This window comes from Collinsella aerofaciens (genome assembly GCF_015553355.1).
In the GTDB taxonomy this organism is placed as follows: domain Bacteria; phylum Actinomycetota; class Coriobacteriia; order Coriobacteriales; family Coriobacteriaceae; genus Collinsella; species Collinsella aerofaciens_V.
In genome coordinates, this window is the sequence record NZ_JADNGN010000043.1 from 1 (window position 1) to 14546 (window position 14546).

Below are 14546 nucleotides of genomic sequence, written 5' to 3' on the forward strand. Positions count from 1 at the left end.
GTGTTGGCTAAAATGGGTCGGCCGGGATTGGTCAATCTCGGCCGACTATATTTGGCTAAAATAATCCGACGCTAACAAAGGAGCGAACCTCAATCAGCTGATGTGCTTTGTGAACGCCCAGGGGCTTCCCGCGTACAACGAGAAAGCTGTTTTCCGCACACTCGAAAAGGTTTACCAAAACGCTCGAAAGGTCGACCGGTTCATCGAGGAGCTTGAAAAGCGTTATCACGTCGATTATGTTCCACATGATTATCTGGCAGATGAACCTGACAACAGAAATCTTTAAGTCGGAGCGCAATTGGATCAGATTCAGAAGTGAGTGCAATTACTCGTTTAGCTATTTCTGATATTTCATAAAACGGCTTTCGGAAAATGGAAGGAATGATTTTATATATCTGAGAACGTTCAGCTACAACTACTGAGTAAAAGTGAAAGGAGATAGCAGAAGAGATTGACAGTCATTAAACAGAAAGCAGTCAGCTCGTACTTATACTTCGCGAATGATGCGCACAGCGCCATTGCAAGACCGATCGCAAGGCCAACAGCCGCTATCTTTGCATAGCTCCTGCCCGCGCGTCCCAGTTTTCGGCCTAAAACTGGATGCATTTTCCGAACCGGCGCTCAAAAGGAAACCGTATCCCGCTTTGGAGCGGGGGCTGCGGAAAAATTGGCCGGTGTGGGCATGGAGATAGATGAGTGGATCGAGCGATATAATGACATGCTATGGAGGCCATATGCTCTTTTCCCGCCGTTCTGCCACATCTGCCTGCGTCATTGTGCTTATCGTAATGGCGGTTACCCCTTATCACCGGTTTTCATCTTCAATCGGCTTGGCATCAGGTGCAATGACCTGGCTCGTTATCCTCGGCGCATGCCTCGCGGCGTTTGGTCATGGTGTTGCGCTCCGCAAGGGGAGAGAAATAAGACGCCCGGGTCGCCTTGGCGTCTTCGGTGTTTTCCTTGCTGCTATTGCGGTGGTTCCCGAATGGGTCGACCTGGCCTTCTATGCTCGCGGAGATTCTATCCCAATCGTGTTTGCACCAATCTGGTTGTTGCATGGTGTTTCGTGTACCTCGTGCTTCACTGGGTCGTTGCTCCTCTCATATGTAATTTGGGATACGGCGGGCTCTCCTTTGATACGGGGGGCGGCGCGGGACGGCGAAAGGGGGACCCGCCGATCGCAGAGCGCGCTTTTTGCAGAAACAATAGTTGTCCTGTCTTGCCTGCTGTTTTGCTGTCGAGTTTCATGGAGAGTCGTTCCCGAGCCATGGGGGATGCCCTCTGTAACGGCCGCATCAATTGGCATCGTGCTTTTAATTCCTCTGGTCTACCTCGTATTGGCTGCGGTCCCGCTGCTTTGCTGTCCCCGCGCCTTTGGTCGGGGGCAGGGCGACGTGTTTGCCCGTTCTGTGCTCGTAGCAGTTCCCATTGGCCTTGTTCCGGCTGTCGAGGTGGCATACTTTGCAAGCGATGCCACGGTCATTGTGTCGCTGACGATGGGGTCCGCTATTGCCGCCTTCGGATGCACGTTGCTCAGGAAGAAGCGGAACAACGATTCGGATACCCCCCGCACGTCCGACCCATTCGATGCTGGGGCGTTTTCCCCTGCCCTGTCGCCTCGAGAAGAGCAGTTTGTTCGGCTGCTGCTCAAAGGGAAAACGCCGGCGGAGATTGCCAGGGAGACGGGTACGAAGCCATCGACGGTACGAACAACGCTTCACCGAGCATACGGGAAGGCGTCGGTTGCGGGCTCAGGCGAGCTCGTGGCGTTGTTTGCAGGTGAGGGTGATGCTGTAGGGCCTGAGCCGCTGCAGCGGCATGCTGACGACCTGCTGGTATCAGCTCGGACGCGCCGGCTGTTTCGATACCTGCTCACATCATTTTTTATTCTTCTTGCGGCGGGTCCCTTGGTAATGGCGGATAGCGATTGGAGTTCCGGCGTTACGCATGCAATCGCTTTTTCTCTTGCAAGCTATACATTGGGTCTCGGGCTGCTTCTGTCGCTGTGCAGCGCGGGTGGAAAACCGAAGCGCGGGGACGATCTGGATGGAGCGGATGGGGCGATCGGGCTCGGAAGCCCGTGTGTGTGGGCGATACTGTCTGCCGTGGAATGGTCTTTTGTCTATATCGCGGCATGGAGGTGCATACGCGATCCGTTGATGGCTGCGCCGGTCCTGTTTTGCGGCATAGCGTCTATGGCTTCGCTCGCCGTTAAGCTGTGCCCGTTTAAGGTTCATGCCCATACTCGGGCTATCGCGCCATTAGTTTCGATAGGTGTGGCTGCTTTAATCTATGCAGCAACTAGGGGGCGAATTCATGGACTTGCGGTACTGACGGGGATGCTGCTCACGTATATAGTGCTGCGAAGCTGTCCGCAGCGCAAAATGCTCGGGGTATGGATGCTCTGCTTTGGGGCGACGGTTCCTGCTTGGGTTGTCTTGCTCAACATGGTGCAGGATCTGACGGTTTTCGAGCCGTTGTTCCTCGCGTCGTTGTTGGGGCAAAGTTCGGCTCTCAATGTCGTCGTGGCAACGGTGATCGTCTGCTGGTCTGTGCCCATATTCGTCACGCACATCGCGCTCGCCCGCTCGGTTGAGGACGAGAAGGCCGTCTTGGAGTACCGCGCGAACGGGTCCACCGAAACAGCTCGCGTGCGCCAGCTGGCCCTGCTTATGTCGCGCTCCCTTTCCGATGTTCAGTCGCAAATTTTGCTGATGACGGCAGAGGGCGCAACGACAAAGACCATTGCGGAGGATGTCGGTTACGCTGCATCTACGGTGCAAGCACTGCGGTCTGCTTCTTACCGCCAGTTGAGGATCAAGAATAAAACGCAGCTTATTTCATTGTTATCGCAGGTAGATAACGTGTAAACGCCTGAGCGGTCGACTCAATAGCGGGTGTTTACAGACATCTTTCTCTATTCATGCAAAGGTTGCCGTGCGTCGACGCATTGTTAACCGCTTTTGATTGGAGAAGGCCATGATTAAGCCAAGGAGCGCTATTGCTCGAATCGGAGTCGGCTTGGCGATTGTTGCGGGCTTGTCGATGGGTGCACCTGCCGCATCATTTGCTCAAGAGGAGTTTGACACTTCCCAGGTTTCTAGCATTTCGCAGAGCGCGGATGCCGGAATTGCCACATGCAAGAACAACGAAGATAGAGATTTCGCTTTTCAATGTTCTGGCACGAGCGCAACCGGCTATCGCCAGAAAGAAGATTCATCTTCAGTCTACATTTGGATCAAAGGCTATTCAGGAAAGCCGTTACGCTTGTACGTGGACGGTGCCTATGACACTAGAGGAACGGGCAACATGAATTGCACGCAGGGCGTTTATCGCTCCAACCATGAGCGTGAATGGGAGATATACAACCTCGTCCGTGAGAATAAGCGCAGCCATGCTCGTCTGACTGCATGGGCCGAGTCCGGATACGGCACGGTCTATGGAAAGTGGAGCCCCGATTGCTTAGGCCATTTTAACAAACTTCCCTCCTAGCCAATCCGCAGCTTCTTGTTGTGATTAGGGCCGGGCCGAGCGTTGCTGCTCGGTCCGGCCGAAGGGAGGGTGATGTCGCTTGAATAGAAATCTAATGCGGCACGAGTTGTCCAAGATATTTGGCAATCCTATATTTGCGTTGACCCTTATGGTTGCAACTGTAATTTCGATGGCGGCTGCCATTGAGGCATGGTGGACGCTCGAGACTGAGCGCAAGCAGCTGTTATCGCTTGGCTATGGCGTTGGTTTGCAAGTCCAGGCATACCTCGGCCAAACGCGTGAAAGTAGCTTTGGTAACTGGATCGTTGTGAGTGCAAATGCACCGCTATCGGCATCAGTGTTTTTCTATGCGCTGCCGTTGCTTGCCATGCTGGCCGGGTCGTGGTCATGCCTGTCCGAGCGTTTGAGCGGTTACGAGGCGCAGGTCTGCACACGTGTTTCTAGAAATGCATACCTGAACGTGAAGATGCTGTCTGCTTTTCTCTCTGCGTTTGCGGTCACGGCTATTCCGCTACTCGTGAACTTCCTGATTGTCTCAATGCTGTTTCCCGCGTATCTCCCCCGGGTCGATGAATCGACTTACGTCGGGCTCTATCTGCATAGCTATTTTTCTGGTCTGTTTTATTCCCGGCCTCTGTTATATGTGCTGGTTTATACACTGTTCGATGCGGTGACGCTGGGGGTTCTATCCATGGCCGTGACCGGTCTGTCGGTTGTGTTTCGCAGCAGAATCAAGGCGATGGTCGTTCCATATCTGATTATGGTTGCATGGCATTTTGTTAACGACTGGATTTTTAGCGTCCTTTCATGCGTCGGCTTTAACTGCAACATTCTTAACAGCATCAGGTCGGAATCGCTAAATAACTGGCCCGACATTCGAGCGGGGTTTGCGGAAATCATTTTGCTGTTCGTCTTTTCTTTGATTTCCGCGAGATTCTTAAAAAGGCGCGAGGTGGTCTGATGCTGTTTAGGCTGGTCGCTGCGGACCTGAGGACCGTTTTGAAGAAGAACATCGTTACTTTTATTGCGGTTGCGGCAGTGACCGTTGCGAACTTGGTGTACGCCTACGGATTGTCTTCTGTGTATGGGGTCAGGACGGATACCTTGGGGTTTGCGGATAATCTTGCGCTCGTGTTTGCCGGATCTGCTCCGTTTGAGCCTAGGCCCGGGGTCATGTTTGTGCCTCCGTTAGGGTGGCTATTCCTCATTCTGCTTATTCTCTATACAACACTCGATTATCCGACCGAATCGTTGCACGGGCTTGGTTTACAAGCACTTGTTCGATGCCGGGCAAGAACCCTTTGGTGGGCCTCGCGTTTTATCTCAGTGGCGGCGGTAACGGCATTTTCACTGCTCGTGGTGGTTTGCTCTGTTGTGATTTGGAGCTTGGTGGTGAGCTCCTCGTTCAGCGCGGACATTCATGGCGAGTCGCTTCAGCTGGCTAATTTGGCGCCGTGGTTTCTCAAAGCTGCCGAGGCAGATGCGCTGCCGTTTTTCATAGGTCTCTTATTTGCTTTTGAGGCGCTTGCGTTTGCGCAGGCAGCGGTTGGGTTTGTGCTTGGGCCGTCAGTCTCGTTTGTGGTTTTAATGAGCTATCTGATCTGCTCGGCATATGCACGACATTGGGCGCTATTGGGTAACGCCTTGATGCTGTTGCGCTGGGGCGGAATTGTCAAAGAGGGAATCGCGGCGGGCTCGAGCGTCTTGTCATCAATTGGGCTTATGTCGCTATGTCTATTGCTGGGTGGACTGTGGTTTCGAAGGGCCGACCTTATTGAAAAGGGGGACAAGATATGAGTGTGATCGTTAGGGACGTATCGAAGCGCATGGGCAAAAACGATGTTCTGCGCAACGTGTCCATCGAGGTTGACCCTGGGACTGTGGTTGGGCTTCAGGGGATAAACGGTTCGGGTAAGACCATGCTTATGCGAGCGGTCTGCGGATTGATCAAGCCTACCGAAGGCGAAATCTCTATCGATGGCCAAAGGCTTGGGGTGGACATCTCGTTCCCGCCGAGTCTGGGGATGTTGATCGAGGCGCCTTCCTTTTTGGGATATCTGTCTGGCTACGATAATTTGGAGCTCATCGCTCAGATCAAGGGCGTTGCCACCTCCGAGGACATTCGCTCTGCCCTGCGGCTCGTGGGGCTCGATGCAGACGAAAAAAAGAAGTTCCGAGCATACTCGCTTGGGATGAAGCAACGTCTGGGGATAGCTGCGGCAATTATGGAAAAGCCGAAGCTACTTGTTCTCGATGAGCCAACAAATGCCCTCGACGAAGCGGGCGTGGAAATACTCAAGCGCGTTGTGGCGATGGCGGCATCGACGGGTCGCGAGGTTATTCTGTCCAGCCATGACGGAGAGGTGCTCGAGGAGCTGGCCGATCGGGTTTACTGCATGCGCGACGGTGCCGTTGTGAAAGTTCGGGAAAGGTCGTGAGCGCGATGAAGAAGACCCTGTGGACAAGAAGGGCGGTGCTTGCTCTTTTCGGCTGTGCTGCCACCGGCCTTGCGGGCATGAGGGTGAGCGTCGTTAACGGGAACCGGACGGTCATTCCTGAGAAATATTATGCGGAGGGCGAATGGCTCTCGATGGATGGGGCGTTTCTGGGGTCGAAGGATGTGGCGACTGACGGGTATTCGTTTTGCATAGACGGGGCAGAGCTGCTCACGCCGCGCGAGTATCTCAAGCGTGCGCATGATGATTATTCAAAATATGGCATCGTGGATACGAAAACGAAATTGAAGGACGCCGACATCACGTGTGTTATCGCCGTAAAGATGCGTGTCAGGAATAAGGACAATGTCGAAGGCGGAATCAAAACGTATGTTTGGCATTTGGTGCCGGAGTCTGCGCCAAACTATGACTTTGTGGTCAATACCGATCTGATAACGCAGGCAATGCCGGCTCTGGGCGGCTCTGCTGCGTTTGCTGTACAGGTTGGGGCGGAGAACGAGTTGCTCGTCCCATTCATGATGCAAAACACCAACGACTATTTCGAAGGTTACGAGACCGTCCGTTTTGAGAAGGCTTTTCCTGGGACTTATACGATGAAGATGACCGATCTGCCAGAGAGAAGGCTCTTAAGGTTTGAAGTGAAGTAGCTCGAAGATCCCGCGGTTCGCGACGAGCTCCTTGCGCGCCGCGGCTACGCAAGGGAGATTCGCAACCGCTATGCCGGCTCCGTTCCCGATGCCGGTGACGACCGCGTCCGCGCCACCGGCCAGGCGCACGGCGGTAGCGCCGTGTCGCGACAGATGGACGATCGCGTCGTCGATCGCGGTGACTACTCGCGCGGCGACACGCCCCGCTAGTTTTGAACTGTCCTGCCCTAGCGCGTTGCAATTCAATCAGCTGTTACAGAATCCTGGAAGAAAGGGTCGAACCGAAGTGTCTGGCCGGACGCCGATTGTCCGGGAACTGCTTCGGATTCGACCCTCTTCTACTTTACTTCCATGGCCATGCGGAAGGTTAGTACTCCTTAACCGGATGCTTCTTACCGAAACCACCGTCGATGCCGAAACGGCAGAGCCTGTCGATGGCGCGAAGATGCTCGTCGATGGCGTTGGCGATCTGAGTGTCAACGATGCTGTCATGGTCGTTAAGGCTGCGGACCGCCTCGTCGGCGGCCATGAAGGCCTTGATGGCTTGATTGAACTGAGCCTTAAAGATGTCGACCTTCTCAACTGCGGAGGCTCGGTCTGCCATCTCGCGCTCGAGCCGATGCACGACTTCCATTGAATCGCTCATGCTATTCCTTTCCCTCGGGTGTTCTGCCTAATATATCGCCCCGTGCGGACACGATTCTCACCTAAGGAATGGCAATAGCGTGTTTATGAACACGCAGATAGACGACTTAACAGGATTCGATTTACGGGGCGATTGAACCTGTGGTGGTGCAGATGCCCCGACCCGAGGCACGACTTAACCGCCGTTATGTTAGCGGCATGTCTAACATAACGGCGGCGCAGACCGCTCACTCCCTGCGGCAACGCCGATTCCGGGAAGGCACGCCGGGGCTATGCCGACCTGAGTATCCTCTCGGCCTTCTCGATCGCGGCCGAGCGCAGAAACTCCGACTTCCGCATCCCGCACGCGGCGGCCGCCCTCTCGATGAGGGCGGCGCCCGTCTTCGGGCACTTGAAAGACAGGTTTGCGTTGGCCTCCACCTCGGAAAGCCTGGGGCGGCCGACTCGGAGGTTCACCAGGCTCCCCTCCCAGGAGCCGGATTCGTATTCCGCGCACTCGCGCTCGATGTCCTCATCCGTGATAACGGATCCGTTTGCAAGCCTATATTCCATCAGTAACCTCTCCTTCTCGCGTTCTCGATCTCCCTCAGCGTCTTCTTGCTCGGCGGCGTCATGGCGTGGTAGACGAGCCACACGCCGTCGGCCAGGAGGACACCGACCATCTCGATGTACCGACCTTGCGGGTCGTAGCCCGTCCGCATCTCGCGCTCCCCGGGTATGCGGACGGCTGCGAAGCAGTAGCTCTCCCACGCCGCCTCGACATCACCGTCATCTAGCTCGGGGTGCCGCTCGTGAACTCTCTGGTGTATCCGGACCATGAGCCTCCAATCTTTACGATAGTATTCTACTACTATTTGGTAGTAGAATACTATCCGTCCCAACATATTCCATTAGCCGTTCGTCCCAAAACGTATGCCTCTTGGCACTCGAAAATCGAACCCTCGATGCCGTGAACGTCGAGTGCCAAAACCCAGTGTCAAAACCTCCGCGTCAATTCCCATGGGAAAATCAAATACGAGGCAGGAGGCTGAAATGACACGTTACGGATATGCTCGCGTGAGCACGAAAGACCAGAGGTTGGACCGCCAGATCGAGGCTCTGGTGAACGCTGGCGTGGCCTATGGCCATATCTACAAGGACAAGGTCACGGGTGCCCAGGACGGCGACCGGACGCAGCAGAAGCGCCTGTTCAAGAAGATGCGGGCGGGCGACGAGGTGGTGGTCGAATCCTGGGAGCGCTTGACCAGATCGACCAGGCAGCTGCTCAACTATGACCTTATGTTTCGAAACCTCGGCGTGAAGCTCACGTCCCTGAAACAGCCCGTGGATCTAGATACCGCATTCGGGCGCTTCGTGCTTGGCACCCATGCTTGCACCGCGGAACTTGAGCGAGATCTGATCAGGCAACGCCAGGCCGAGGGTATCGCCGTCAAACGGAGCCACGGCGGCAACGTGGGTGGCAGGCCTCGCACTGCCGGCGTCAAAGCCGATGCCGCAGTAAGGCTCTATCTTGGAGGAGAGACTCCTATTCCCGATATTTGCGCTGCGACTGGCGTCTCCAAATCAACGCTGTACCGCATCCTTCGTGAACGCGGATTGGTGGGCGTCAGGAAATAAGTCCGTCTGTCGTTTCGCGATTTGCCTGATAGGCCTGAGTGCGGCGGCGTTACTATATAAGGGTGCGGTATTTCTCTAACCGAAAACCTGCGTGAACGCATGGCTTGAGACGCCTTTTAGAACTCACCGATCGCAGGACGAACACAACTCAACAGCGGCCGCGTATTTGTTCCCAGCCGTACGGCGTGGCGGAGCCATGCCCGTTGTTGATTGGAGTGCCGCATCATGGCCGAAAACCAAGTCCAGTCCGAAAAGAAAATGACCAGTCTGAATGTCTCATCGGAGACCCGTGACGCCATAAAGGACATCAGCACGAGCCTTGGCCTCTCGCAGGCCGATACCGTCGCCCGCTTGGTCGACGGCTACCACCCTAACGCCACTCCCGGCGTGAAGGCTGCGCTCGACGCATCGGCCGTCCTCGATGAGGCGGTCGAGCGGGTCAAGCGCATCATCGTGGGCGCTGCCGAAGCCGCCGCGATGGAGGCTCGTGCTGCCCGCGAGGACGCCGACGCCGCCAAGAAAAGTGCAACGGAACAGATTCAGAGCATCAAATCTAATTGCGTCGAGCAGGTCGCCGCCATCAAAGAGAAATTCGAGCTGGATACTGCGAGCTTGGAGATTGAGAACGATGAGCTCCACGCCACCGTCGCCGATTACCTCTCGCGGCTCAAGAAGCTCGATTCCGAGAACAATCAGCTCTTGGCAGAATCAGCCGCAAAAGACGATCGAATTGAAAGCATGAGGGGCGCGGTCGACGCCGCGGCCAAGGCTCAGGCCGATCTCAACGTCTCCCTCCTCGCCCAGCGTGACCTGATGGCCGAGGTCGCCGCCCTCAAGGACCGCCTCGCCGCCTCCGAGCAGCGGGCGGCCGTGGCCGAGGCCAAGGTCGAGGTCATGACCCAGACGAGGGGCGAGTAGATATGTCCGACAAGCTAAGGCCGTCTCGCCGTGAGTTGATAACGGCAGGGCTAGTCGTCTTTTTGGTCACGGCACTCGTCTGGACTGTCATTGATGGTGCCGGCGCAAATGCGCTCACCATCAGCGGTGTCATCACCCGTCAAAATGCCGTCTGAGCTTCGCTTGCAGCAGTTTCAGTGGTCATGCTCATTGGGGCTTGGCTGTTTGGCTGATGGCATTCAAAAACAATTAAGTTTGGAGTAGTCGATGGAGCATCTCTCTGTTAAAAAGGCAATCAACCTAGCTCGGAACTTTGGGGCTGCTGGTGTTCTGGCAGCCGCCCTAGTTATGACCTCTGGGTGCAGCCAGGCAGACGATCGTCAGACGGCAGTTCAGGTCGCTGATTCTGATAACGCGCAGGAAGACGGGGTTTACGGCAAGATGGAGTATTCAGTCACCGGCGTCGAGGTGCATGATTCCTTGGCTGGCGATGGCGGGAAGGTCGCCGTTGTTCGCTGGCACGCCATTAACAACCGATCGGCAGATTCATGCGCTGTTGGTAGCTACATCACGGCTTATCAAAATAAGCAGATGCTATCTCGCGGGTTTGCCGCCGATTTGCAGGAAGACCGCTTCTCTTCGCAAGGGCTTGCGCCGGGAGGCGAATGCGACGGTGTGTCGATTTTTGACCTTAACGACATGTCTCCCATCGAAGTGAAAGTCGACGGGATGGGCGCCGGGTCAAACTCCCTCGACCAGACCTTTGAATTGGAGTAGGCCGCAAAGCGTCTAATTTCTAGAAACCCTCTAGAGCATTTCTAGAGGGTTTCTAGAGCCGGGCGCAGCATTTTCGATCGGCACGATGTCTCGGTAGATAAGGCGGTGCCTGTCGTCGCGCCATTCGTCGCCGTGGTAGTGGCCGAAGAACCAGGCGCGGTAGCCGAGCTGCCCGTCGAGCTCGGCAAGGAATCGTTGCAGCTGGTCGTCCAGATACTCGCGTTCGCGCTCCCGGCACAGCTTCTCTGCCAGGTCGGCAGGAGCCTCGTGAGTCACCGCGTAGTCGACCTTCCAGCCCACGCGGTCGAGCGAGGTGCGGCATTGCCACATCTCTTCCTCGCTCGGCATCTCCTCGGGCCACCAGCTCCTCCCCTCCTTGCGATACTGCCTGTCGTTGCTCGCTTTGGCACCGCCCATGGCAAGGACCGTGGTTCCCGCGATGTCGAACACCTCTCCGCGCATGAGGTGCAGCACGTGCGGTCGCACCTCATGGACGAGCCCGCCGTTCCACTCCAGCACCGGCAGCCCAGCCAAGGCATGGTGGTTCTCATGGTTGCCGTCTACGAAACACGTGGTCCACGGCTTCGACTCGAACCAGTCAAGCCAGTATTTCTCGGCGTTGGATCCATCCCAGACAAAGCCGAAGTCGCCGGCCACGATCACCACGTCATCGCGCGTCAGGGTCCGGCCCAGCGGCCAATTCTTGAAGGCAAACCGGCTGGACCCGTACTCGGCCCTGCCGTGCACGTTGCCCGTCACATAGATAGCCATCAGTACGCACCCCACGGCAGGAGTTTGTCCCCGAGCCTCACGATCCGGTCGTACAGCACGGTATGACGCTCGTCCGGGTTGCCGTCTCGGTGAAAATGGCCGTAATACCAATGTTTATAGTCCAGGCGGTCCTCGAGCTCGTCGAGGAATCCGGTCAGCCGGTCCACATCAGGGCGTTCCCAGCCTGGGTCCGGGTAGAGCGTCGGCGAGAGCATGCGCGTCGAGCAGGTATGGGTGATGACGCAGTCTACCTTCCAGGCGACCTCGTCGAGCCTTGCCCGTGCGGCATCGAAATCGCGCTCGTCCGGCAGCTCCTGCGGCCACCACGAGCTGTACGGGATGCGGTACGCCCTGTCGACGCTCGTCGCCCCGCCCATGGTGAAGACCGTCTTCCCGTCGAGCTCGAAGACCTCGCCGCGCGTCAGGCGCCGAATGGGCGAGGTGCCCGACAGGCGCTGCGTCAGCCCGCCGTGCCACGGCTCCATGGGGCGCTCCGCCCAGTGGTCGAAGCGCTCGTGGTTGCCGTCGACGAACAGTACCGTGTAGGGGCGCGACTCCAGCCAGGCGATGTCGGCGCATTCCTCGGCAGAGAAATCCCACGGAAAGCCAAAGTCGCCGGCGACGATGAGATAGTCGTCGCTGGTAAGACTGTCGCCAAGCTCCCAGTCGCGGAGCTTTTGCATGTCGAGCCCACTGTGGATGTCGCCCGTCACATAGACCGTCATCGGACCACCTCTTCCCTCTTGTACGCCGCCAGCTCGCGCTCGACCTGCCTGTCGCCGGTCTCGTTGACCCACCAGGGCCATTTCACCCGGCCGCACGGCTCGCCGACTCCGGCGAACCACTCCCTCAGCCCGTCGAGGCTCACCGGGGAGTGCCCGTTGGCGTCGCAGCCCACGTCGTAGCGCAGGAGCCCCTGCTTGCGGTTGAACTCGTTGTACGCGCCGCCGCTGCTGTGGATGTGCCCGTGGAGGTGCCACGATCCATGGCTCATGCCCTGCCAGTCGGCCATGGGGTAATGGCACAGGACGATCTTCTGCCCGTCGATCTTGAGCACGCAGATCGGCGGTTCCACGGTGAACGCGCCCGCGACCGCCGGCTGGGTCCAGTCCTTGTCATGGTTTCCCGGAACGAGGTGGATGCGCCTGCAGGCGATCCGCTTACGCAGCCCGTATGCGTCCTGGGCGGTCATCTTGAATGAGAAATCCCCCAGGATGTAGAGCTCGTCATCCACGGCGACCCTGCCGTTGATGTTGTCGACGATGGCATCGTTCATCTGCCAAATCGTCTCCCACGGCCGGTCCGTGAACTTCAGGACGTTCTCGTGCCCGAAGTGCGTGTCGCTGGTGAACCAGATCATTCCATTGTCTCCTTGTCGCTAAATACCGTTCTCCTTTGCGCAATTGAGGAGACGTATTTTGAGCGACATGAGGCGTTCGAACCTCATGTTCTGTGCTCCAATCTGCCGGATTGTTCCAGCTAAAACTTTAAAACCTCGTGCGGGCAGAAAACCGTGTCCCGTTTGTGGGGTCATAGTATAGGCACTGTTAGAACTAATAGCCCAAATCCGTTGCCAACTGGCCACTATTGGCAACTATTAGGCCTTTTAGACAGCCGAACTGACTAATAGCCGCTATTTGTTGGGCCGTTTTGCAACCACGAGCGCTGCCGTGAATTCTTGATACGGCGCATCGACAACAGCAATGTCAAGCGGGTAGAATGGTGCCGACGGCAGCCCAAGTTGTAGTGAGCTGGGCAGAGCCGTTGCGTTAGAAAGTTAGGTCATCGTCTTAGCGACGGTGGCCTTTCTTTTTGGGCTTCGAGCCCTGCTTGAGTGCCTTGGAAAGGCCGACAAGGGCCGTGAGGAGCGAGACCGTAGCGGTCAGGAGCTTCACGAGCTCGGTGAAATCGGTCATGGGCATCACCTCCCATCAAATGGAGGGCTCTGCCCGGCACGAGGGCTGCCGACAGCAAGGACGATTCTATCAGAGCGGCTGACTCCCGCCCGATATTGCCATCCCACCGCGCCTGTGCAAAAAAGAGGGCCGCCAAACAGCGACCCTCCAGCGAAAGTGCACGTTATTTAGATGTGACGTTTATATCAAATTATCTAATTTGATAGTTGCAACGCCATGTTTCCACGGATCCAACCCCAGTAGCTTGAACCTGAGAAAAATATTCACCGTTAGAACCGGTGGCGCGAGTATTAACCCAAGTTGGCGCTAGAGTACTATAGGAATTAGGAAAAGATAGCGACTTGTAATCCCTATATACAATTCGATCTTTCACTTCTCGACCATTCAATAGTCCCGTAAAAGTCCAATATACATTCAAGACCCTTTCGCTGTTCGCACGGCGAGCAGTGGTGCCAGAAGCATATGAGAGATCATTAGATAGAGAAGCAACCGGCTGAACATCGTTTCTCATATTGTAAACAATCCCGTCCGCAAAGCCTGCAGCCGGAAAGCACAAGCAAACAAAAAGAAAGAAAGGACCTACAATTACTTTGATCTTCGTGCTAAGCATATAAGCCACCTACAATCAAATCAACGTGTTTGATAGTTGCACTGAAATACTTTCATCACGCCGTCAGCCTTGCATGTGGGACAAGTATAAATAAAACTCGTTCGACACGTATCCGGATAAATACGGCTGTAGCTATTCTTGAAGGTTAGTCGCTTATAAGTTGGGTCCTTTAAAGGAATATTATGAGCAACGTTATTAAAACAGTAAAAAGAACAATAAGTATCAAGAACGTCTTCTTGCATAGCGCGCCTTGCTATAGAGAGCTCATCAAACAAGGAAGCTTGTGTATAAGACGCGCTGGTAGACATACTGTGATTTGCCGTCAGACCAAAAGATGGAGTTACAGCAAAAAAGCTGATAAAAGGACAGTTGATGCTGAAAATAACATTAGCTTACGAATAACGGATTTTACTGCCATGACTCCTCCAATCCTATTGGATAAAACTGTTATTATATTAATATATTTGTATCAGCACTCGAAAGGAGTGACCGATGAGCGGTAGAAGAATCGTCTTGAATGTACTTATGGCAGTAGCACTGGTAACGCTCTTGGTCTTCTCCTACTCATACGTGAATCACCCAAGATTTGGATATGCTTTATACGCTGTGTTTTCCGGCGAAACAACTTACAACACTATAGACTTCATTGACGCAATCTTTTTCTATGTAGTCGGCCCCCTATCAAGCGAACTGGTCGCTTTTGTTGTCTGCTTCAACC

Annotated in this window: 20 protein-coding genes; 12 read left to right on the forward strand and 8 right to left on the reverse strand. The window is 55.4% G+C overall.

The window, feature by feature from the left end; translation table 11 throughout:
* Nucleotides 1-734: 734 nt before the first annotated feature.
* The 6 genes from I2D57_RS08965 to I2D57_RS08990 all read left to right on the forward strand — a co-directional run bounded on the left by I2D57_RS08965 (nt 735) and on the right by I2D57_RS08990 (nt 6595).
* The gene (locus I2D57_RS08965; RefSeq protein ID WP_195362222.1) at nt 735-2870 is read left to right on the forward strand and encodes a helix-turn-helix transcriptional regulator; all 2136 of its coding nucleotides are present in this window, start codon (nt 735-737) and stop codon (nt 2868-2870) included.
* Between the two features lie 109 nt (nt 2871-2979).
* The gene (locus I2D57_RS08970) at nt 2980-3492 is read left to right on the forward strand and encodes a hypothetical protein (RefSeq protein WP_195362223.1); all 513 of its coding nucleotides are present in this window, start codon (nt 2980-2982) and stop codon (nt 3490-3492) included.
* A 94-nt stretch (nt 3493-3586) separates the two neighbouring features.
* A complete protein-coding gene (locus I2D57_RS08975) occupies nt 3587-4453 on the forward strand; it encodes a hypothetical protein (RefSeq protein ID WP_229055734.1) in 867 nt (288 codons plus the stop codon).
* Nucleotides 4454-4491: 38 nt separating this feature from the next.
* Nucleotides 4492-5289 (forward strand): hypothetical protein, encoded by a 798-nt coding sequence (locus I2D57_RS08980; protein WP_195362225.1) that lies wholly within the window; start codon nt 4492-4494, stop codon nt 5287-5289.
* On the forward strand, nt 5286-5930 hold the full coding sequence (locus I2D57_RS08985; protein ID WP_195362226.1) for an ATP-binding cassette domain-containing protein: 645 nt from the start codon (nt 5286-5288) through the stop codon (nt 5928-5930). The genes I2D57_RS08980 and I2D57_RS08985 overlap by 4 nt, the downstream gene beginning before the upstream one ends.
* 5 nt (nt 5931-5935) lie before the next feature.
* Entirely contained in the window at nt 5936-6595 is a 660-nt protein-coding gene (locus I2D57_RS08990) for a DUF5028 domain-containing protein (protein WP_195362227.1), read from the forward strand.
* A gap of 367 nt (nt 6596-6962) precedes the next feature.
* Here the strand turns inward: I2D57_RS08990 and I2D57_RS08995 are convergent, their stop codons facing one another.
* From I2D57_RS08995 to I2D57_RS09005, 3 genes are all read right to left on the reverse strand, one after another.
* On the reverse strand, nt 6963-7241 hold the full coding sequence (locus I2D57_RS08995; protein ID WP_195362228.1) for a hypothetical protein: 279 nt from the start codon (nt 7239-7241) through the stop codon (nt 6963-6965).
* 269 nt (nt 7242-7510) lie between these two features.
* Nucleotides 7511-7792 (reverse strand): type II toxin -antitoxin system TacA 1-like antitoxin, encoded by a 282-nt coding sequence (locus tag I2D57_RS09000; protein WP_195362229.1) that lies wholly within the window; start codon nt 7790-7792, stop codon nt 7511-7513.
* Nucleotides 7792-8058 carry a hypothetical protein gene (locus I2D57_RS09005; protein WP_195362230.1) on the reverse strand — a complete coding sequence of 89 codons (267 nt, stop codon included), beginning with the start codon at nt 8056-8058 and terminating at the stop codon, nt 7792-7794. Before I2D57_RS09005 ends, I2D57_RS09000 begins: the two co-directional genes overlap by 1 nt.
* 214 nt (nt 8059-8272) lie before the next feature.
* Between I2D57_RS09005 and I2D57_RS09010 the strand changes: the two genes are divergently transcribed.
* The 4 genes from I2D57_RS09010 to I2D57_RS09025 all read left to right on the forward strand — a co-directional run bounded on the left by I2D57_RS09010 (nt 8273) and on the right by I2D57_RS09025 (nt 10531).
* On the forward strand, nt 8273-8857 hold the full coding sequence (locus tag I2D57_RS09010; RefSeq protein WP_055287572.1) for a recombinase family protein: 585 nt from the start codon (nt 8273-8275) through the stop codon (nt 8855-8857).
* 225 nt (nt 8858-9082) lie between these two features.
* Nucleotides 9083-9775, forward strand: a complete 693-nt coding sequence (locus tag I2D57_RS09015; protein WP_195362231.1) for a hypothetical protein — start codon at nt 9083-9085, stop codon at nt 9773-9775.
* 2 nt (nt 9776-9777) lie between these two features.
* Complete coding sequence (locus I2D57_RS09020; RefSeq protein WP_195362232.1) at nt 9778-9930, forward strand: hypothetical protein; 153 nt, start codon at nt 9778-9780, stop codon at nt 9928-9930.
* A gap of 91 nt (nt 9931-10021) precedes the next feature.
* A complete protein-coding gene (locus tag I2D57_RS09025) occupies nt 10022-10531 on the forward strand; it encodes a DUF5067 domain-containing protein (RefSeq protein WP_195362233.1) in 510 nt (169 codons plus the stop codon).
* A gap of 30 nt (nt 10532-10561) precedes the next feature.
* On the opposite strand, the gene I2D57_RS09030 is transcribed toward I2D57_RS09025, so the two are convergent.
* The 5 genes from I2D57_RS09030 to I2D57_RS09045 form a co-directional block, all read right to left on the reverse strand.
* Nucleotides 10562-11302 (reverse strand): metallophosphoesterase, encoded by a 741-nt coding sequence (locus tag I2D57_RS09030; protein WP_195362234.1) that lies wholly within the window; start codon nt 11300-11302, stop codon nt 10562-10564.
* Nucleotides 11302-12027, reverse strand: coding sequence for a metallophosphoesterase family protein (locus tag I2D57_RS09035; protein ID WP_195362235.1), 726 nt, complete (start codon nt 12025-12027; stop codon nt 11302-11304). The genes I2D57_RS09030 and I2D57_RS09035 overlap by 1 nt, the downstream gene beginning before the upstream one ends.
* A complete protein-coding gene (locus I2D57_RS09040) occupies nt 12024-12662 on the reverse strand; it encodes a hypothetical protein (RefSeq protein ID WP_195362236.1) in 639 nt (212 codons plus the stop codon). The genes I2D57_RS09035 and I2D57_RS09040 overlap by 4 nt, the downstream gene beginning before the upstream one ends.
* A gap of 430 nt (nt 12663-13092) precedes the next feature.
* Nucleotides 13093-13218 (reverse strand): hypothetical protein, encoded by a 126-nt coding sequence (locus tag I2D57_RS10000; RefSeq protein ID WP_255413310.1) that lies wholly within the window; start codon nt 13216-13218, stop codon nt 13093-13095.
* A 190-nt stretch (nt 13219-13408) separates the two neighbouring features.
* Complete coding sequence (locus I2D57_RS09045; RefSeq protein ID WP_195362237.1) at nt 13409-13828, reverse strand: hypothetical protein; 420 nt, start codon at nt 13826-13828, stop codon at nt 13409-13411.
* Between the two features lie 182 nt (nt 13829-14010).
* Between I2D57_RS09045 and I2D57_RS09050 the strand changes: the two genes are divergently transcribed.
* Complete coding sequence (locus I2D57_RS09050) at nt 14011-14331, forward strand: hypothetical protein (protein WP_195362238.1); 321 nt, start codon at nt 14011-14013, stop codon at nt 14329-14331.
* Nucleotides 14321-14546, forward strand: a 226-nt coding sequence (locus I2D57_RS09935; protein WP_229055736.1) for a hypothetical protein, incomplete at its 3' end; no start/stop codon positions are given. The genes I2D57_RS09050 and I2D57_RS09935, both read left to right, overlap by 11 nt.